Source organism: Paenarthrobacter sp. RAF54_2, from assembly GCF_052113945.1.
Classification (GTDB): Bacteria; Actinomycetota; Actinomycetes; order Actinomycetales; family Micrococcaceae; genus Arthrobacter.
In genome coordinates, this window is sequence record NZ_JBFRDV010000002.1 from 190,713 (window position 1) to 206,124 (window position 15,412).

Below are 15,412 nucleotides of genomic sequence, written 5' to 3' on the forward strand. Positions count from 1 at the left end.
TACAGAGAATTTCCGCGTTCCAGTTAGGGGCCTGAGGCAGTATAGGAAAACCGTGTCCTGCGGCAGCCAGCACTGGGATGCTTGAGTTGTGATGTCGACTTCCACGGAATCCCGGACCGCGCTCACTTGGAAGCTTTTGCCGGCAGCGATGCTCTCCCTGTCCGGCGTGCCGCTTTTCGCCTTGGGAAACGATTTTCTTGGTTACGCACTCCTTGCGGCCAGCATTGTCACCGCTGCGTTTATCGACCACGGCTTGATGCGGCACCTCGCCTTGGTAGCTGCCGGAATGGTCACGATCAGCCTGGTACCCCTGAATGCGGATCTGAGCATCGAACACATGGCACTCATGGGTGGCGCCATGGCTTTGGCCGTGTTGGTTCCGTGGCTTGTATCCCGGTACCTGTACAACGAAAAGACGATCAAATTTCCAGTCAACACGGGCCGTGCATGGCCGCTCGCCGCGAAGCTATACCTGGTGGGCGTTGTAGGGCTTGGATACTTCATCCTGCCGGCCTACCTGATCCGGACAGGCGTCTACCACAATTGGCCGGCCGCCTCCGATCCCACCATCTTCTGGCGCCTCTTCCTCGGAGTGAACTCGGTGGGCATTTGGGACGAACTGTTCTTCATCTGCACCACGTTCACGCTGTTGCGCCAGCACTTCCCCGACTGGCTGGCCAACCTCCTGCAAGCCGTGGTTTTCTCGTCCTTTCTCTGGGAGATCGGCTACCAGGCCTGGGGTCCCCTGCTCACCTTCCCTTTTGCACTGCTACAGGGCTACACATTCAAGCTGACGAAGTCCTTCACATATGTGGTGTCAGTTCATCTGCTCTTCGATTTCGTCCTGTTCCTGGCTTTGGTCCATGCGCACAACCGTGATTGGTTGCCCATCTTCCTGTATTGAGCGATGTGCCTGAGACCGCTCCTTGGGCCATGACGTGGAGCGGCTGGAACGGACTACCTAAAAACTACTTTTCGGTATGCCTAACTTTCGGCTATCCTCGTAACAGGATTCCGCAATGAAGAGGATGAAGACGATGGCCACCCCCACCCTGCAAAGACGACCCACACCCGCAAAGGTATGGTCGCGGCTACTCTTGCTTGGCCCTGCATTCGTGGCGGCTATCGCGTACGTGGACCCCGGCAACGTGGCCGCAAACCTGACGGCGGGAGCAAACTACGGGTATTTGCTGGTGTGGGTGCTGGTTGCAGCCAACGCCATGGCAGTCCTCGTGCAGTACCAATCAGCGAAGCTCGGTCTGGCAACCGGCCTGAGCCTTCCCGAGATCCTCGGCAAGCGGCTTGGAACCAAGGGCCGGCGCCTTTACTGGGCGCAGGCCGAGATCGTTGCCGGCGCCACGGACATGGCTGAGGTGATTGGCGGTGCGGTTGCGCTCAATCTCTTGTTCGGGCTGCCACTCCTGGCCGGCGGCCTGATCGTTGGCGTCGCGTCAATGATGCTGTTGGCACTGCAGTCCCGCCGCGGCCAGCGCTCCTTCGAGTACGCGATCCTGGTATTGCTGGGCATCATTGCCGTCGGGTTTGTCTCCGGTTTGTTCGTCAATCCTCCGGATGCCGGAAGCGCATTGGGCGGTTTGCTTCCCCGCTTTGAGGGTACGGATACGGTCCTGTTGGCAGCAAGCATGCTCGGCGCCACCGTGATGCCGCACGCGATTTATCTGCACTCGGCTTTGGCCAGAGACCGGCACGGATTCTCCGAAAACCCGGCTGTGCGGACGCGGCTGATTCGCGCAACCCGCTTTGACGTTGTGGGCGCCCTCTTGCTTGCCGGTGTGGTGAACATTTCGATGCTCCTGCTGGCTGCCTCCAGCCTCAGGGGCATTGAGGGAACGGATACGATTGCCGGTGCCCACGCGGCCGTGACATCGGCACTTGGCCCCGCAATCGGCATCATCTTCGCGATTGGCTTGCTCGCCTCCGGCCTCGCGTCAACATCGGTAGGCTGCTATGCCGGCGCAACCATCATGGGCGGCCTGCTCAAGGTACGCATCCCGTTGCTGACCCGCCGCGTGATTACCCTCATTCCGGCATTGATCGTCCTGGGAGCAGGTGTTGAGCCCACCCTGGCGCTGGTGCTAAGCCAGGTCCTGCTGAGCTTTGGAATTCCCTTCGCGCTGATCCCACTCATAAGACTCACCGGTAAGCGCGAGGTCATGGGCATCCATGCGGACTCCAAGCCGTTGAAGATAGCAGGCTGGACGAGTGCAAGTTTGATTGTTGGGCTCAACATAGTGCTGATTACGCTTACTATCAGCGGCCATTCCTAAGGCGCTAACCCATCCTCTGCATATGTTACATCTAACTGCATACATGTTAGCCTTCTAGCTAGCTTATCTAGCAACACTCGAGTGGATCTTAACGTTCGAGGCGTCTGAGGAAGGCGGAGAATGAACGCAACAGAAATGGTCGTCCTTCTCGACGACTCCGGCAGGCCCATCGGCGAAACCCCAAAAGAAGCAGTCCACACCCAAGAAACGCCACTGCATCTTGCATTTTCCTGCTACTTGCTCAATGACCTCGGCGAGCTCCTCCTCACACGCCGCTCCCCCGAAAATCAGACATGGCAAGGTGTGTGGACCAACAGCTTCTGCGGGCATCCGGCTCCCGGCGAGGACCCCAAGGATGCTGTTCTCCGTCGCGCGCACTACGAGCTCGGAGTGGACGTGGGGCGGCTCGAACTAGTCCTCCCCAGCTTCCGTTATCGCGCCGTGGACCCTTCGGGCATCGTCGAGAACGAGCTTTGCCCCGTCTATACGGCCCGGGCCCTGGGACCGCTCAGGCCAAATCCACTCGAAGTGGCTGACTACGGTATGGATGTCTCCGGGACTCCTCGCAGAAGCCTTGGAGAGGACTCCTGCCGTCTTCAGCCCATGGCTGGCACTGCAATTTCCGCGGCTCGTCGAAGCTCAGGCGCTGAAGCTTGGGCCACAAGCATTCACGGATACGACGGCGGCACGCACCAACACTGAACGGCGCCGTTTTATCTAACTCAACTACGGATTTGGATTCCTGGTCACGCTGATACTGATCCTGCAGTGGAGCCCCACGTCATGAGGGGGTAGGTCCCGGGTTCCTCGAGTGTTCGTCGGTTGAGTCTTCGTCAATCGTGTCCAAGGCTTCGCGCATGTTCAGGAGGAAGTCCATCACCACCCGCGCTTCTACTGGGCTGAGGGCGCTGGCTACGTTCAAAATGCGGCGATGCATTCCACCAAGCGTGTGCCGGACTTCCTGATCGGAACCGGCAGTAGGCCGCAGAATCAAGGCCCGACGATCCGTAGGATGCGGTTCGCGCCGGATGTGGCCGGAGTCCACCAAACGATCGATCAGCGTGGTCATGGACGCTGACGTTATGCCCAAGCGATCGCCCAGATCCTTGGGTTTCATCACCTTGCCCGCCGCTTCGGCTTCGAAAAGGTACCGCAAGGCCAAGAGGTCCTTTTCGCCCATACCCATGGCAGAGCGGGTCCTTCGACGCATGGCCTGTTCTGAGACACGATAATCCCGGAGGGCATTCAGGACATCAACGGCAAGGGCTATCTCCCCGGGGTCCTTGCCGTACCAGTAGCCCTTGGCGTGGCCGTTTGCGTCCATTCCGTGATCCTTCGATAAGCGTGAAGCTTGTTTCCCTAGCATCTGATCCTAATTCACGGTAGTTGGTGAACGCAGGGAAGCCTGCTTTGCACGCCCTCGCCCGACATTCAAGGGTTTTCCACATAGGCACGTTGACCCGCCGATAATGTCTGCGGCTGCTGGAAGAGTAGGGGTATGGAGCGGAACCGAGAAAGCCAAGCAGCTATGTCGGTTTCCGCCGTGCCGGGTTCCGTTGCTGTGACCGCTGGCTCCAGGGACTCGGGCTCCGGTGGCTTTGACGTTGAGGATTTGCTTGCTGGGGTGGGCTCTCTCCGGTTGAGGAGTGACAGCGGTGGCTTGATCGATCAGATTCGTGGTTTGGAGGACGTGAAGTCCGCGATCGCGGCTTTGCAGGCGCGGGCCGCGGTGGCGTTTGACTTGGCGCAGCGCCGCGAACAAGCCTCTGCCGGTGTCTCCTCCGCTGAGCTTGGTCAGGGTGTGGGCGCGCAGATCGCCCTCGCGCGCCGGGAATCACCGAACAAAGGGTCCCGGCTCCTCGGACTGGCCAAGGCACTGGTGTCGGAAATGCCGCGCACCATGGCCGCCCTGGAAACCGGACACCTGAACGAATGGCGGGCCACTCTGTTGGTGAAGGAAACAGCCTGCCTGTCCGTCGAAGACCGGGCAGCCGTTGATGAGGAACTCGCCCCCGACACCGGTACCTTCGACGGCGCCGGAGACAAAACCATCACCGCCGCCGCACGAGCCGCCGCCTACCGGCGCGACCCACGCTCCATCACCCAACGCGCAGCCCACGCCGCGTCCGAACGGCACGTCAGCCTCCGCCCAGCCCCGGACACCATGACCATCCTCACCGCATTGCTCCCCGTCGCCCAAGGAGTCGCCGCCTACGCCGCGCTCACCCGGCACGCCGACTCCGCCCGCTCCGGCGGGGACACCCGTAACCGGGGCCAGGTGATGGCCGACACCCTGACCGAACGCCTCACCGGTACCCCCGGCGGGATCAGCGGTGTTGATGTGCAGCTCGTCATGACCGACCGCACCCTTTTCCAAGGCGACAGCGAACCAGCACGGCTCCAGGGCTACGGAATCGTCCCCGCCGAATGGGCCAGAACCCTCATCGCCGGAGAGCCAGCTGGGGCAGAGGCGAAAGACGGAGCCGGAGCCGCGGGGCAGGCTGAGGTGAGCACAGAGTACAAGGTGAGCCCGAAGTCCAACGAGGGCAAGGACTTTAGAGTCTTGCTCCGCCGGCTCTACACAGCACCCGCCTCCGGTGAACTGCTGGCCATGGACTCCAAAGCCCGACTCTTCCCACCCGGAATGCGCCGCTTCATCGAAACCCGCGACGACACCTGCCGCACACCCTACTGCGACGCGCCCATCCGCCACATAGACCACGTCATCCCCTGGCACAACGGCGGCGCCACGAGCCTCGCCAACGGCGCGGGGCTCTGCGAAGCGTGCAACCACACCAAAGAAAACCCCGACTGGAACACAAAAACACTCCACGGCGGTCTGCACCAACTGGAAATCAACACACCCACCGGACACATATACCAATCCAAAGCCCCACGCCTACCGGGCCACACTCGCTCTCCGGCAACTGCACTGTCACCGTCTTCACTGTCACCGTCTTCGCAGTCACCTTCTTCACTGGCAGCGTCTTCACCGTCACCGTCTTCACTGGCAGCGTCTTCACCGGAGCCGTCATCACCGTTGCATCCAGAGGCGCCCGCAACAGCGTCATGGTCACCAGATTCGACTGTTACGCACTTTTCCATGGCTGGGATGCTGCTGGAGAACGTCTTGCTGCACCGCACCAGCTGGAGCTGACACCAGCCGGATCCCGGTTGGGGGGCTGCGCAGATCAAGGTCTGCGCAGATCAAGGACTAGGCCGAACAAGCTTCCTTCAATGCCTGGACCGACTCAGCCGGGACGTCGTCGCCGGCCTCAGCGATCTGGTTCAGCGGAGTCGTGATTTCGGCGGGAACACCGGCGGTACGGGCAGCAGTGACCAGCCCACTGAGTACCTGCTTGTCCTCAGCGCTCACCAATCCGTCCTGGACTACGGCGCAAATCTGTTTGTTGACTTCCTCGGCAGCAGCAGTGGCCACCTTCGAGGCCGCTTCGCTGGCAGCATTCCCGGCGGCTTCCTCCACAGAGCCGCAGCCGGCGAGGAGTAGAAGGAGCGGCACGACGGACAACGTTGCGAGGCTGCGATTCATGGGTCCCAGCTTAACAATCTCCACTGAGAGGCTTGGAGTTCCGCGATCCGGTACACCCAACTTCCAGAGCTGCTGCTGGTTGATCAGCCTGGCACTAATGCAGATGACGTAATGATTGACATGACATAACTCACATTCTGTAAGCTTGATTGAAAGTCACGCAGCCGGCTTCCCTCGTACTATTTCGGGAGGTCCGCATGGCCCCCAATTCCCTCAAATCCGAGATCCTCCTCGCACATGGAGCCGCGTCTTCCGCGGCTGCTGTCGCTCGAAGAAGAGCAGCAGGACACCATGTGACGCCCAACAAACCCGACGCCCTTCTCGGGGCGATAGCCGTACGGCAGCTTTTTCATCGCTGGCCTTTGGTTCCTTCGCGCGAACTCGAACGCATCCGCCACGTCCTCATCCATTGCGATCAGTTGGGCTCGGCTGATACCCATCATTTGTCCGAGCCGGCACAAGCGCTTCTGGAGCTCATTAACAGCGAGTTGGATCGGCGTCGTTCATCTGGTCATCAGAATGTGACGGACACGCAGGCGGCCGGTGCAGGTACGGCACAGGCAATGCAGCGGGGCGCCGCTTAATGGCTGGGCATTTCGAAGTCTTTGACGCCACTGGCGGCGACTGCAGGGTACGCCTCGTCGATGATGACGGGATCGAACTCGCGCTCACCGTCACTTACCGGGACAAAGGCGCAGCAGCAAAGGCTATTTACACGCTGAGGGAAATCGCAGCGAGCGGCCTCATTGAGGACCACACATCAACTTTTCCCTCGCCTAACTGAGACGCAGCCCATCTGAAAAGCATGGGCGGTTGTTCCCACGGCCGGGAACAACCGCCAATGCTGCAAGCAGCGCAAAGAGCTGTGCCGGTTTAGGCCCGAACGATCGGCAATCCTGCCGTCGGGAAGACGCTGGGAAAGATCGACGGCGGCGGCACGGGTACCGTATCCAACGGCACCGTGATGGTGTCCGCGCTGACGGTGACGTCGTGATCCCGAACCCGAATCAGCAGAGGCTCATCGCTGTAACCCGAACCTGTAACGAGCGTCAGCGCGATGGATCCCTGAACGAGTTCCACAGACAGCAAACGACCACGAACCTTGAGCCGGAAGGAGAGGCCTTCCCACTCCACGGGCAGCCGCGGATCGAAGCGCAGGACCTCGCCCTGATCACGCATTCCGGCAAAGCCGCAGACCAACGAGCTCCAAATTCCGCCGGTGGAGGCGATGTGGACGCCGTCGATCGTGTTGCCGTGTGAGTTGTCCAGGTCAATGAACAACGCTTCGGTGAAATGCTTCAGCGCGACGTCGCCATACCCAACTTCGGCGGCCATGATGCCCTGCACGCAGGCGGACAGGGTGGAGTCGCCGGTGGTGATGGGGTCGTAGAAGTCGAAGGCCCGCTGCTTTTCTTCGGCTGAGAAATCCTGCCACTGAAGGAACATGGCCAGCACGGTATCGGCCTGCTTAAGGACTTGGTGCCGGTAGATCACCAAGGGGTGGAAGTTCAGCAGGAGAGGGTACTTGGACTTGGGCGTGTTCCAATCCCACGGCTCCAAAGTCATGAAGTCGTTGTCCTGGCTGAAGACTTCCAGGTGGGGATCGTAGGGCAGGGACATGCGCTCGGCAGCTTGGCGCCACACCAAACGTTCGGTGTCAGCGATGCCTTCGTGTTCCAACGCAGCCGCGGCACGGAGGTTAAACCGGGCCATGACGTTGGTGTAGAGGTTGTCGTTGACCACGGCGGTGTATTCATCCGGTCCGGTAACGCCGTGGATGTGGAAGAGTCCGTCCTTGCCGAAGAAGCCCAGGGAGACCCACATCCGTGCCGTCTCAATGAGCAGGTCGGCACCAATGTCGGGACGGAAGCTGGCGTCGCCGCTGGCCCACTCGTAGCGGTTGGCGGCAAACGCGATGGCAGCTGCGATGTGGAACTGGGCTGTTCCGGCCGCGTAGTAGGCACTCGCTTCCAGCCCATTGATGGTTCGCCACGGGAAAAGAGCTCCGTCCACACTGAGTTCCTTGGCGCGGACACGCGCATCCGGAAGCATGGCGTGCCGTGATTCGAGCACTTTCCGGGCACCGTCAGGATTGGTGTATGTCAGATACGGGAGGAGGTAGACCTCTTGGTCCCAGAAGTAGTGGCCCTCATACCCGGAACCGCTGACTCCCTTGGCCGGAATGCCGGCGACACCGGCGCGGGCTGTTGCCTGCGCGAGCTGGAAGAGGGCCCACCGCACGGCTTGCTGGAGTTCGGGCTGGCCGCCGATGGCAACGTCCGCGGTGGTCCAGTACTGGCTGTAGTGGGCCTGGCTCTGCGCAAGGATTTCGGAGAACGGCACCAGATTGGCCTCGGCGTCCGCTGCCAGGCTCTCGCCGCCGTCTTCATCATCCGTCAGCGCGCGCCCAGCCACGACGTAGCTGACCGTCTTCTCCAGACGGAATGCTTCGCCACTGTTGATGGCCAGGACATAGCGCACGGATGACTCGTCCTCCGCCACCACGGTCTCGAAGGGTTGGCCTTCGGCGGAGATCCAGTGATCCACCGCCATGGCAATGCGCTGGCGGGATTCCGAGGTCTCCCACGCCAGGCGCAGGGAGCCATCGGCGCCCTGGAGGTGCAAGGGCAGCAGCACACGGCCGGCGTGCCGGCCGGATCGCCTGGGGTCATGGACCGAGTGGTCCTCCACAGGCTGGTCCTGGCGATTTACGACGCCGGAAACAATGTCCGCGGACACGTCGCGGTCAGCGCTCACGGACAGTTCCAGGCCAAGACATCCGCGCGAATCGAACCCGACTGCTCGCCTCTCAACAGTGGTGACCGTGGCGCCGGAGCGGCAAGCCCATGTGGTGGTTTCCTCATAGACGCCTGTGGAGAAGTCCACGCTCCGGTGGTAGTCCAGCACCGTGGATTCGGCCAGGCTCAGGGCCTCGCCATCGATTGATACCGTGAAGTTATTGGCGTCCGGGACGTACACAATCCGCTGGCCGGTACGCGCAAAGCCGTACGCATTCTCGGCGTGCTTGATGTCCCAGATCTCGTGGAAGCCGTTGATGAACGTGCCGGGAAGTTCGCCGTCACCACGCGTGGAATGGGCGCCGCGGACGCCAAGGTGGCCGTTGCCGAGGGCGAACAGCGTTTCCAGCGTTCCCTCGTCACCGGGGACGTGGATTCTTTCCACGAGCTTCCAAGGCTCGCAGGGAAAGCGCAGCCGATCAGAGCTGATGAGTGCCATGGGCTAAAGAGGTCCTTCGAAAAGTAGGGTCAGAGAAGATCGTTGAGGTCGTCGACCACCAGCGTGGCGCCGGCGTCGAGCAGTGTTTGGCGGCCAGCGCCGCGGTCCACGCCGATGACGGCCTGGAAGTTGCCGGCACTGCCGGCTTGCACGCCGGAAACGGCGTCTTCCACCACGATGCATTCCTGGGTGGGGACGTCCAGCAGGGACGCCGCGTAAGTGAACGTGGCCGGATCCGGCTTGCCGGGAAGTCCGACGGCGGCGGCTACCTGACCGTCGACGACCACCGTGAAGTGGTGGTCAAGTCCGGCTGCCTTCAGTACCGCGGGGGCGTTGCGTGAGGAGGACACGACGGCGACCTTGAGTCCCAGCTCAAGCGCGGCGTTGATGAACTTGACCGAGCCGGGGAAAGGCTCGACGCCGCGGGTGTCCACGATCTCGTTGAATATTGCGTTCTTGCGGTTTCCCAGGCCCTGCACGGTTTCGTTCGCCGGGGCGTCATCCAGGGGCCCTTCCGGCAGCGTGATTCCGCGCGAGGTGAGGAAGTCCCGGACGCCGTCGAAGCGTGGCTTGCCGTCGATGTGATCGAAGTAGTCGCTTTCCTGGTAGCCCTGCGGGTGCCCGGCATCGGCGAGGTAGGAGTCGAACAGCTCCTGCCAGGCCTGCTCGTGCACTACGGCAGTTGGCGTCAGCACGCCGTCGAGGTCGAACAAGAGCGCCGAAGCGCCAGTCCAGGCATTACGAAGATCAGTCATGTGCATGGTTCCGTTCAGCGCTTGTGGCGCGTGGTTTTGCGTTCGATGAGCTTGGTATCGAGCAGATGAGTGGAGGGTGGGTTGGGGGGATCTGTATTCAAAAGTCGTTCGCACAGCAGGTTCGCCGCGAAAGCACCTTGGTCGGCAACGGGTTGCGCCACAGTGCTCAGTCCAAGGAACCAGCTCATGGGATGGTCATCGATTCCGATCACGGACATGTTTTTGGGCACGGACAGGCCATGCTCCCGCAACGCCATCAGGGCACCGAACGCTGCTTCATCACAATGGGCGAACACTGCAGTGGGCCGTGCGCCGCGGGTGATGAGTTCGGTCATTGCCCGGCGGCCGTCGTCGATGCTTGGCCCAGCAGCCACCACAAGGTCCGGGTGGACGGTGAGGTGGTGTTCATCCAGTGCACGCCTGAAGCCGTGGAACCGCGGGGTCTCAGTAGCAACGGAGAGTTCATTGCTCGAGAGAACGGCCAAGTCCCAATGGCCCAGCCCCAGCAGGTGTTGGGTGGCCTGCCAAGCTGCGTGCTCGTCATCGATACCAACATTGTCCCACGGAACATTCCGCATGCCCACGCTGGCGACTGGCAGCCCGGAAGCTTGCAACGCTTCCACTTCGGCGGGGTCAAGGTCAACATTGAGCAGCAGCAGGCCGTCCACCCTTTGCGCCAACCGTTCAAGATCGCCGAAGACCTGCTTGCGGACGCTGGTCTTGTTGCGAAGGCTGATCAGGACGGTGTCGTAACCGCTGTCGCCGAAGACTTCTTCTGCTGCCTCCACGGCCTGCGCGAAGAACCAGGCTGTGGCGGTGGGGGCGATGATGGCCACGGAACCCGTGCTGCCACCGGCCAGTCTTGATGCTGCTGCCGAGGCTTTGTAGCCCAGCTTGTTTGCGGCTTCCGCCACTTGCCGCTGGGCCTTTTCGGAAACGTTGGGGAGATTCCTCAGAGCCCTGGAAACCGTACAAATGGACAATCCGGAGAGGACTGCAACGTCCTGGATTGTCACCCTGTGAGTCCTAACCATGCAACACGGCCTCAACCCTTTCCATACTCGATGACACGTTGGGGGAACGGCACTGCGCCCCAGGACAACTTCGACCTGGGGGCGGCCGCAAGCCAAAAGTGTAAGCGCTTACAATTTTGTCATTCAATAGTGTGTGGCCGAATGCGAATTTGTGACGCGAATCTCACAGAAAGATTGATTCTGACGGGCGGATGCCGTCTAATCCGGCAGCTGTTTCAGGTTCGTGAGCGCCCGTTCAACACGTAGTACCGAAGGAACGCGCTGACATCCACAAGCTCCGGCGGCTCAATCCTGTGTCCCATGCCCGGGTAGGTACGCGCCGTCAGGGCTACGTTCGCTTCCAGCCACTCTTCCGTGTGGGCAATGGCGTCTTCGTTGATCACCGGATCCGCCTTGTCCCTGCCCCAAAAGAAGGGTGGAGGCGAATCAAAGGATTCGCTGAGCGCCAGGAGGTCGTTGTCCAGGACAAAACCGGACAAACCAACCGTTGCTTTGAACGCGTGCGGCCGTAGCCGCAGGAGCGTGCTGGCCATGGCCATTCCCTGCGAGTAGCCGAGCAGGCTGACGCTGCTGTGGTTCTCTTTCACGGTGTTGATCCAGTTGAAAACGGAGTTGGTGGAGGTGATGACATCGGCGAAGTCGTTCGTCAGGAAGTAGTCCAGGAGGAACCAGCCGTAGTGGTCGCCGATTTCCTTGGGGCCGCGAAGCGCCGCACAGGTGAATTCCGCAGGGAGATACGGAAACAGGTCCACCATGCGCTGCTCGCTGGTGCCGTAGCCGTGCATCATCACCAGCAACGGGGTGCCCGCGCGCTGGTTTTCGGGCTTCGACCAGACCACTGAATCCATGGGACGAGCCTAGTAGACTGGCCCCATGACTCCGCAGGAACTGGCCAACCTGGCCCATCTGCGGCGCGCCCGCGATTTCATCGATCGCGAGTACGCGCGGCCTTTGGATGTGCCCACCATGGCAGCGGGCGCCCTTATGTCCCCGGCGCATTTCTCCCGCCAGTTCAAGGCCGCATACGGTGAATCGCCCTACAACTACCTCATGACCCGGCGCATCGAACGGGCCATGGCCTTGCTGCGGGCGGGAACCAGCGTTACCGATGCTTGCATGGAGGTGGGCTGTACGTCCCTGGGTTCCTTCAGTTCACGTTTCACGGAGATCGTCGGCGTGACGCCCAGCGAATACCGCTCACGCGAGCACCATGCGGTGAAGGCGATGCCCACCTGCATCGCGAAGCAGCAAACACGGCCGGAAAGAAACGGCAATAAGAACCTGAGCAGGATTGAAGAAGCGCCCGCCTCACAGCTGCAATAGCGTGTGAGACATGAACATTTCATTGAAGTACGCACACGTCACTGTTAACGATGTCGATGAGTCGCTCGCCTTCTACCGCGACGCCCTCGGCCTGGAAGTCCGGAACGACGTCGGCTCGGACGGCCAGCGCTGGGTTACGCTCGGCAGCGATGCCCAGCCAGACCTCGAACTCGTCCTGTCCCCTCCACACGCCGGCCGCTCGCAGGCTGATGGCGACGCCATCCAGGAGCTGCTCACCAAGGGCGTCATGCCAATGCTCGTTTTCAACACGGACGATCTCGATGCCACGTTTGAAAAGCTGCGCGCCTCAGGTGCCGAAGTCCTCCAGGAGCCGATTGTTCAGCCCTGGGGTCCCCGCGACTGCGCCTTCCGCGATCCGTCCGGCAACATGATCCGCATCAACCAGGGCTAAGGCCCAAGCACGACGACGGTAGGTCACCGGCGCACTTACCGGCCTGCCGCCGTCGTGCTTTCCGCAATACGCAGTCCAGAGTTAGTGGCTCAACAGTCCAGCGCTTGAGCGTTCGCCGTACTCGTGCGTGGATGCGATAGCAGCAGAAACCACATCGGAGAGCCGAAGCCGCCGGTTGTAAGCCTGGCGCTGAAGACGTTCGCCCGTGCCACGGCGCAGGATCTTCGCCACGCCCGACCGTGCGAGCGCCAGGTCCCCGGATTTCGTCAGCGCCCCTCGGACGTGCCGCAACAAGGCCCCCGCTACATCGGCGGCAGGGTAAGGCCTGTGATCCATCGGGTGAACCAGTTGATCGTTGATGCCAAAGCGGCTGGACCGCCAGTTGGCCATCCGCAGCAGGCTGGTCAAAGCGTCCGACGGCGGCTCCCCCTTCCGCCATTGTGTCGCCGCAGTCTCCACCAAAGCCCGGGCAATCACCGCGATGGTGAGGGCGTCTTCGGCGTACAGGCAGACGTCGGCGATGCGGAGTTCAACGGTGGGATGTCCTCTGGAAAGACGCGCATCGAAGTAGATCATGCCCTCGTCCAAAGGGACGCCCGTGCCCAGCAGGTTCGCGAGCACCGCCCGGTAGCCCTCAGACGAGCCGAAGACGTCCATGGGCCCGGCAGTGGGCCATCTGTTCCAAATTTGGGTCCGGTAACTGGCAAAACCTGTGTCCGAGCCCATCCAAAACGGGGAGTTCGCACTCAAAGCAAGGAGCACCGGGAGCCATTGGCGCATCCTGTCCAGGACGCCCACGCCTTCATCCGGCGATTCAATGGCCACGTGGACGTGGAATCCGCACGTGAGCTGCTCGCGCGAAATAAGGCCGAACTCTGTTCCCATGGTCGCATAGCGTTGATTGCCCAAGGTGGGCGTCGCGTGGAATTCCGGGGGCGTGGCCAAGGCGGCCACTCTGGCCCCCAACGTCCGTGCAGCCGAATCGGCCAAAGCCCGCCCAAGGCGGATCTCGTCGCGAAGCTCCGCTGCCGTCCGGCAAGGCCGGGAATTCACCTCAATCTGTTCCTGTTTAAACTCCGATTTGAGGGAATCACCGGCTTCCGGATAGCTTGCCGTGTTCATGTGGGGTTGGGCAGCTATGTCCAGGATGCCCGCAGCAAGCGGAAGCGGCATCCCGTCAACGGGATCTGCGATCAGCAACTCTTCCTCGACGCCAAACGTACGCATAGCTACCCTCCCAGCAGTAATGAAATTAGAGGCCGCGGTTATCCGACGTGGCGCGGAACCTCCATCTGGAAACCGCAGCGGCAATGGAGCACCTGCGTTTGCAGGTAGACCTCGAACAGGCTCGGGCCTTCCAGGTCGTCAGTGCTCCGGGGCGGCTCGATGATGCTCTCTGAGGGGCGTCCCAGCGTCATGGGCTCGCCACAATGCGTGCAGCTGAACCATAGGCCGGATGCGGACGTGGACAGGAATTCGGTTTGGATCTCCGGTACTAGTTCGGCCAAGGGCACGGGGTGGGCGTAAAACGTATCGCACTCACTGCAGGTATAGCTGACTTCAACGATTTCGGACTGGTTCGGTTCTGCTTCTACGACGGTCTCAACAAAAATGTACGAATCAGTATCGCAAACTGTGCACCATGGCCGTGTGGCGGTGTCAAAAGTTGCGGGTTTCGCCCCAACCATGGGTTTAGGGGCGGGAATAGGGGATCCAAGCGTCATTGCCATTCTCCTTTATGCACGTATCCACCGCGAGGTGGGTTCCGACAACATATTGAATCGCGTCGGGAGAAGCTGATTGCTCCTCGAGGAGGCCTGCATGGATGCACGCGGCGAGCCGGCCGATTGTGGCCACGGCTTAAGGTGCAGTTCTTGTACCATCTTGGATGGCTTCAGGTCATGAGTCTCCAAGGGCTATCTGCTTAACCCACCTATGAATGTAGTTCATTAGTGGCGGGCGTCACAAGTGCGCAAGGTCTGTCATACGTGCGAAGGGCACGGCGACAGTCTCCTAGGGCTCAAAGTGGGCCACGGGCGCTTCGTCCGCCACAGCCTTGACGAGCTGCTCAGCCACATCCCTGAGTTTTTGGTTGCGACCGTTGGAAGCCTTGGTGAGGATCCTGAAGGCCTCATCCTGGCTACAGCGGTTTTGGCCCATGATGATGCCGCAGGCCAGATCAATCACTGTCCTGGACTGCATTGCGGCCTGAAGGTCATCAGCATGCTGCTGCTTGATGCCAATCCTCACGGCCAACCTCAGTGAACGCTCGGCCTGGCTGGCATACAACTCACAATTCCGGATTGTCTCGTCGTCGTAGACATTGGCCTGCGGAGCGAAGAAGTTCAGGGCTGCCGTTGCCCCCTCATCCAACTCCAGCGGGACGCAAAGGGCCGAAAGGTGCCCCCGTTCTGCGATGACGGTGCAGTACTCGGACCATCTTTCCTCGGCGGAAGTATCGGGTACATGCACCGTGGCGTGGCTGCGCATGGCTTCCAGGCACGGGCCATCCCCGTAAGCTTGCTGAACTTCATCGATCAGCCTCGCTTCGTGGGTACTTCCGGCCACTGTGGCCGTGCGGCGTCGCCGGCTCAAAGTGATGCCGCACAGGACATCCAGGCCTACGGCTTCAGATACGGAGGCCGCGGAGAAGACCGCAAGATCATGCAGGAAGCCTGCTACATCATCGCTGTCGATTACCAAGTCCTGAAGTTGTTCAGGCACCGAAACATCGTCAAGCGATGGGACAGTATCCGACGGCGCTGGGACATCGTCCGGCACCGCAAAATCAACGTGCATTTCGTCCATGATTC

Annotated in this window: 16 protein-coding genes and 1 pseudogene; 8 read left to right on the plus strand and 9 right to left on the minus strand. The window is 61.1% G+C overall.

Annotated features, from left to right (window positions below):
• The first annotated feature begins 88 nt into the window (after positions 1-88).
• The 3 genes and pseudogenes from AB4Y87_RS02350 (at position 89) to idi (ending at position 3,009) form a co-directional block, all read left to right on the plus strand.
• Entirely contained in the window at positions 89-904 is an 816-nt protein-coding gene (locus AB4Y87_RS02350; RefSeq protein ID WP_442002880.1) for a CPBP family intramembrane glutamic endopeptidase, read from the plus strand.
• Between the two features lie 133 nt (positions 905-1,037).
• Positions 1,038-2,288: an Nramp family divalent metal transporter gene (locus AB4Y87_RS02355; RefSeq protein WP_442002975.1), complete on the plus strand. Its 1,251-nt coding sequence runs from the start codon at positions 1,038-1,040 to the stop codon at positions 2,286-2,288.
• Between the two features lie 120 nt (positions 2,289-2,408).
• A pseudogene (gene idi / locus AB4Y87_RS02360) lies at positions 2,409-3,009 on the plus strand (isopentenyl-diphosphate Delta-isomerase).
• A 60-nt stretch (positions 3,010-3,069) separates the two neighbouring features.
• On the opposite strand, the gene AB4Y87_RS02365 reads toward idi, so the two are convergent.
• Positions 3,070-3,612: a MarR family winged helix-turn-helix transcriptional regulator gene (locus AB4Y87_RS02365; protein ID WP_442002881.1), complete on the minus strand. Its 543-nt coding sequence runs from the start codon at positions 3,610-3,612 to the stop codon at positions 3,070-3,072.
• Positions 3,613-3,786: 174 nt separating this feature from the next.
• On the opposite strand from AB4Y87_RS02365, the gene AB4Y87_RS02370 reads away from it, so the two are divergent.
• Complete coding sequence (locus AB4Y87_RS02370) at positions 3,787-5,445, plus strand: HNH endonuclease (protein ID WP_442002882.1); 1,659 nt, start codon at positions 3,787-3,789, stop codon at positions 5,443-5,445.
• 57 nt (positions 5,446-5,502) lie between these two features.
• Here the strand turns inward: AB4Y87_RS02370 and AB4Y87_RS02375 are convergent, their stop codons facing one another.
• Positions 5,503-5,838: a hypothetical protein gene (locus AB4Y87_RS02375; protein ID WP_442002883.1), complete on the minus strand. Its 336-nt coding sequence runs from the start codon at positions 5,836-5,838 to the stop codon at positions 5,503-5,505.
• A 197-nt stretch (positions 5,839-6,035) separates the two neighbouring features.
• Here AB4Y87_RS02375 and AB4Y87_RS02380 point away from each other — a divergent pair, with 197 nt between their 5' ends.
• Positions 6,036-6,422, plus strand: a complete 387-nt coding sequence (locus AB4Y87_RS02380; RefSeq protein ID WP_442002884.1) for a hypothetical protein — start codon at positions 6,036-6,038, stop codon at positions 6,420-6,422.
• Entirely contained in the window at positions 6,422-6,622 is a 201-nt protein-coding gene (locus AB4Y87_RS02385; protein ID WP_442002885.1) for a YegP family protein, read from the plus strand. Before AB4Y87_RS02380 ends, AB4Y87_RS02385 begins: the two co-directional genes overlap by 1 nt.
• A gap of 89 nt (positions 6,623-6,711) precedes the next feature.
• On the opposite strand, the gene AB4Y87_RS02390 is transcribed toward AB4Y87_RS02385, so the two are convergent.
• The 4 genes from AB4Y87_RS02390 to AB4Y87_RS02405 all read right to left on the minus strand — a co-directional run bounded on the left by AB4Y87_RS02390 (position 6,712) and on the right by AB4Y87_RS02405 (position 11,712).
• Positions 6,712-9,075, minus strand: a complete 2,364-nt coding sequence (locus AB4Y87_RS02390) for a glycoside hydrolase family 65 protein (RefSeq protein ID WP_442002886.1) — start codon at positions 9,073-9,075, stop codon at positions 6,712-6,714.
• Positions 9,076-9,104: 29 nt separating this feature from the next.
• On the minus strand, positions 9,105-9,836 hold the full coding sequence (locus AB4Y87_RS02395; protein ID WP_442002887.1) for an HAD family hydrolase: 732 nt from the start codon (positions 9,834-9,836) through the stop codon (positions 9,105-9,107).
• 8 nt (positions 9,837-9,844) lie between these two features.
• Entirely contained in the window at positions 9,845-10,846 is a 1,002-nt protein-coding gene (locus AB4Y87_RS02400) for a LacI family DNA-binding transcriptional regulator (protein ID WP_442002888.1), read from the minus strand.
• A 233-nt stretch (positions 10,847-11,079) separates the two neighbouring features.
• Positions 11,080-11,712: an alpha/beta hydrolase gene (locus AB4Y87_RS02405; protein ID WP_442002889.1), complete on the minus strand. Its 633-nt coding sequence runs from the start codon at positions 11,710-11,712 to the stop codon at positions 11,080-11,082.
• Positions 11,713-11,737: 25 nt separating this feature from the next.
• On the opposite strand from AB4Y87_RS02405, the gene AB4Y87_RS02410 reads away from it, so the two are divergent.
• Positions 11,738-12,187, plus strand: a complete 450-nt coding sequence (locus tag AB4Y87_RS02410) for a helix-turn-helix transcriptional regulator (RefSeq protein WP_442002890.1) — start codon at positions 11,738-11,740, stop codon at positions 12,185-12,187.
• Positions 12,188-12,197: 10 nt separating this feature from the next.
• Positions 12,198-12,599, plus strand: coding sequence for a VOC family protein (locus AB4Y87_RS02415; protein ID WP_216922497.1), 402 nt, complete (start codon positions 12,198-12,200; stop codon positions 12,597-12,599).
• Positions 12,600-12,680: 81 nt separating this feature from the next.
• Here the strand turns inward: AB4Y87_RS02415 and AB4Y87_RS02420 are convergent, their stop codons facing one another.
• The 3 genes from AB4Y87_RS02420 to AB4Y87_RS02430 all read right to left on the minus strand — a co-directional run bounded on the left by AB4Y87_RS02420 (position 12,681) and on the right by AB4Y87_RS02430 (position 15,407).
• Complete coding sequence (locus AB4Y87_RS02420; RefSeq protein WP_442002891.1) at positions 12,681-13,826, minus strand: glutamate--cysteine ligase 2; 1,146 nt, start codon at positions 13,824-13,826, stop codon at positions 12,681-12,683.
• 38 nt (positions 13,827-13,864) lie between these two features.
• Positions 13,865-14,323, minus strand: a complete 459-nt coding sequence (locus AB4Y87_RS02425) for a hypothetical protein (RefSeq protein ID WP_442002892.1) — start codon at positions 14,321-14,323, stop codon at positions 13,865-13,867.
• A gap of 289 nt (positions 14,324-14,612) precedes the next feature.
• Positions 14,613-15,407: a GAF and ANTAR domain-containing protein gene (locus tag AB4Y87_RS02430; RefSeq protein ID WP_442002893.1), complete on the minus strand. Its 795-nt coding sequence runs from the start codon at positions 15,405-15,407 to the stop codon at positions 14,613-14,615.
• Positions 15,408-15,412: the final 5 nt, after the last annotated feature.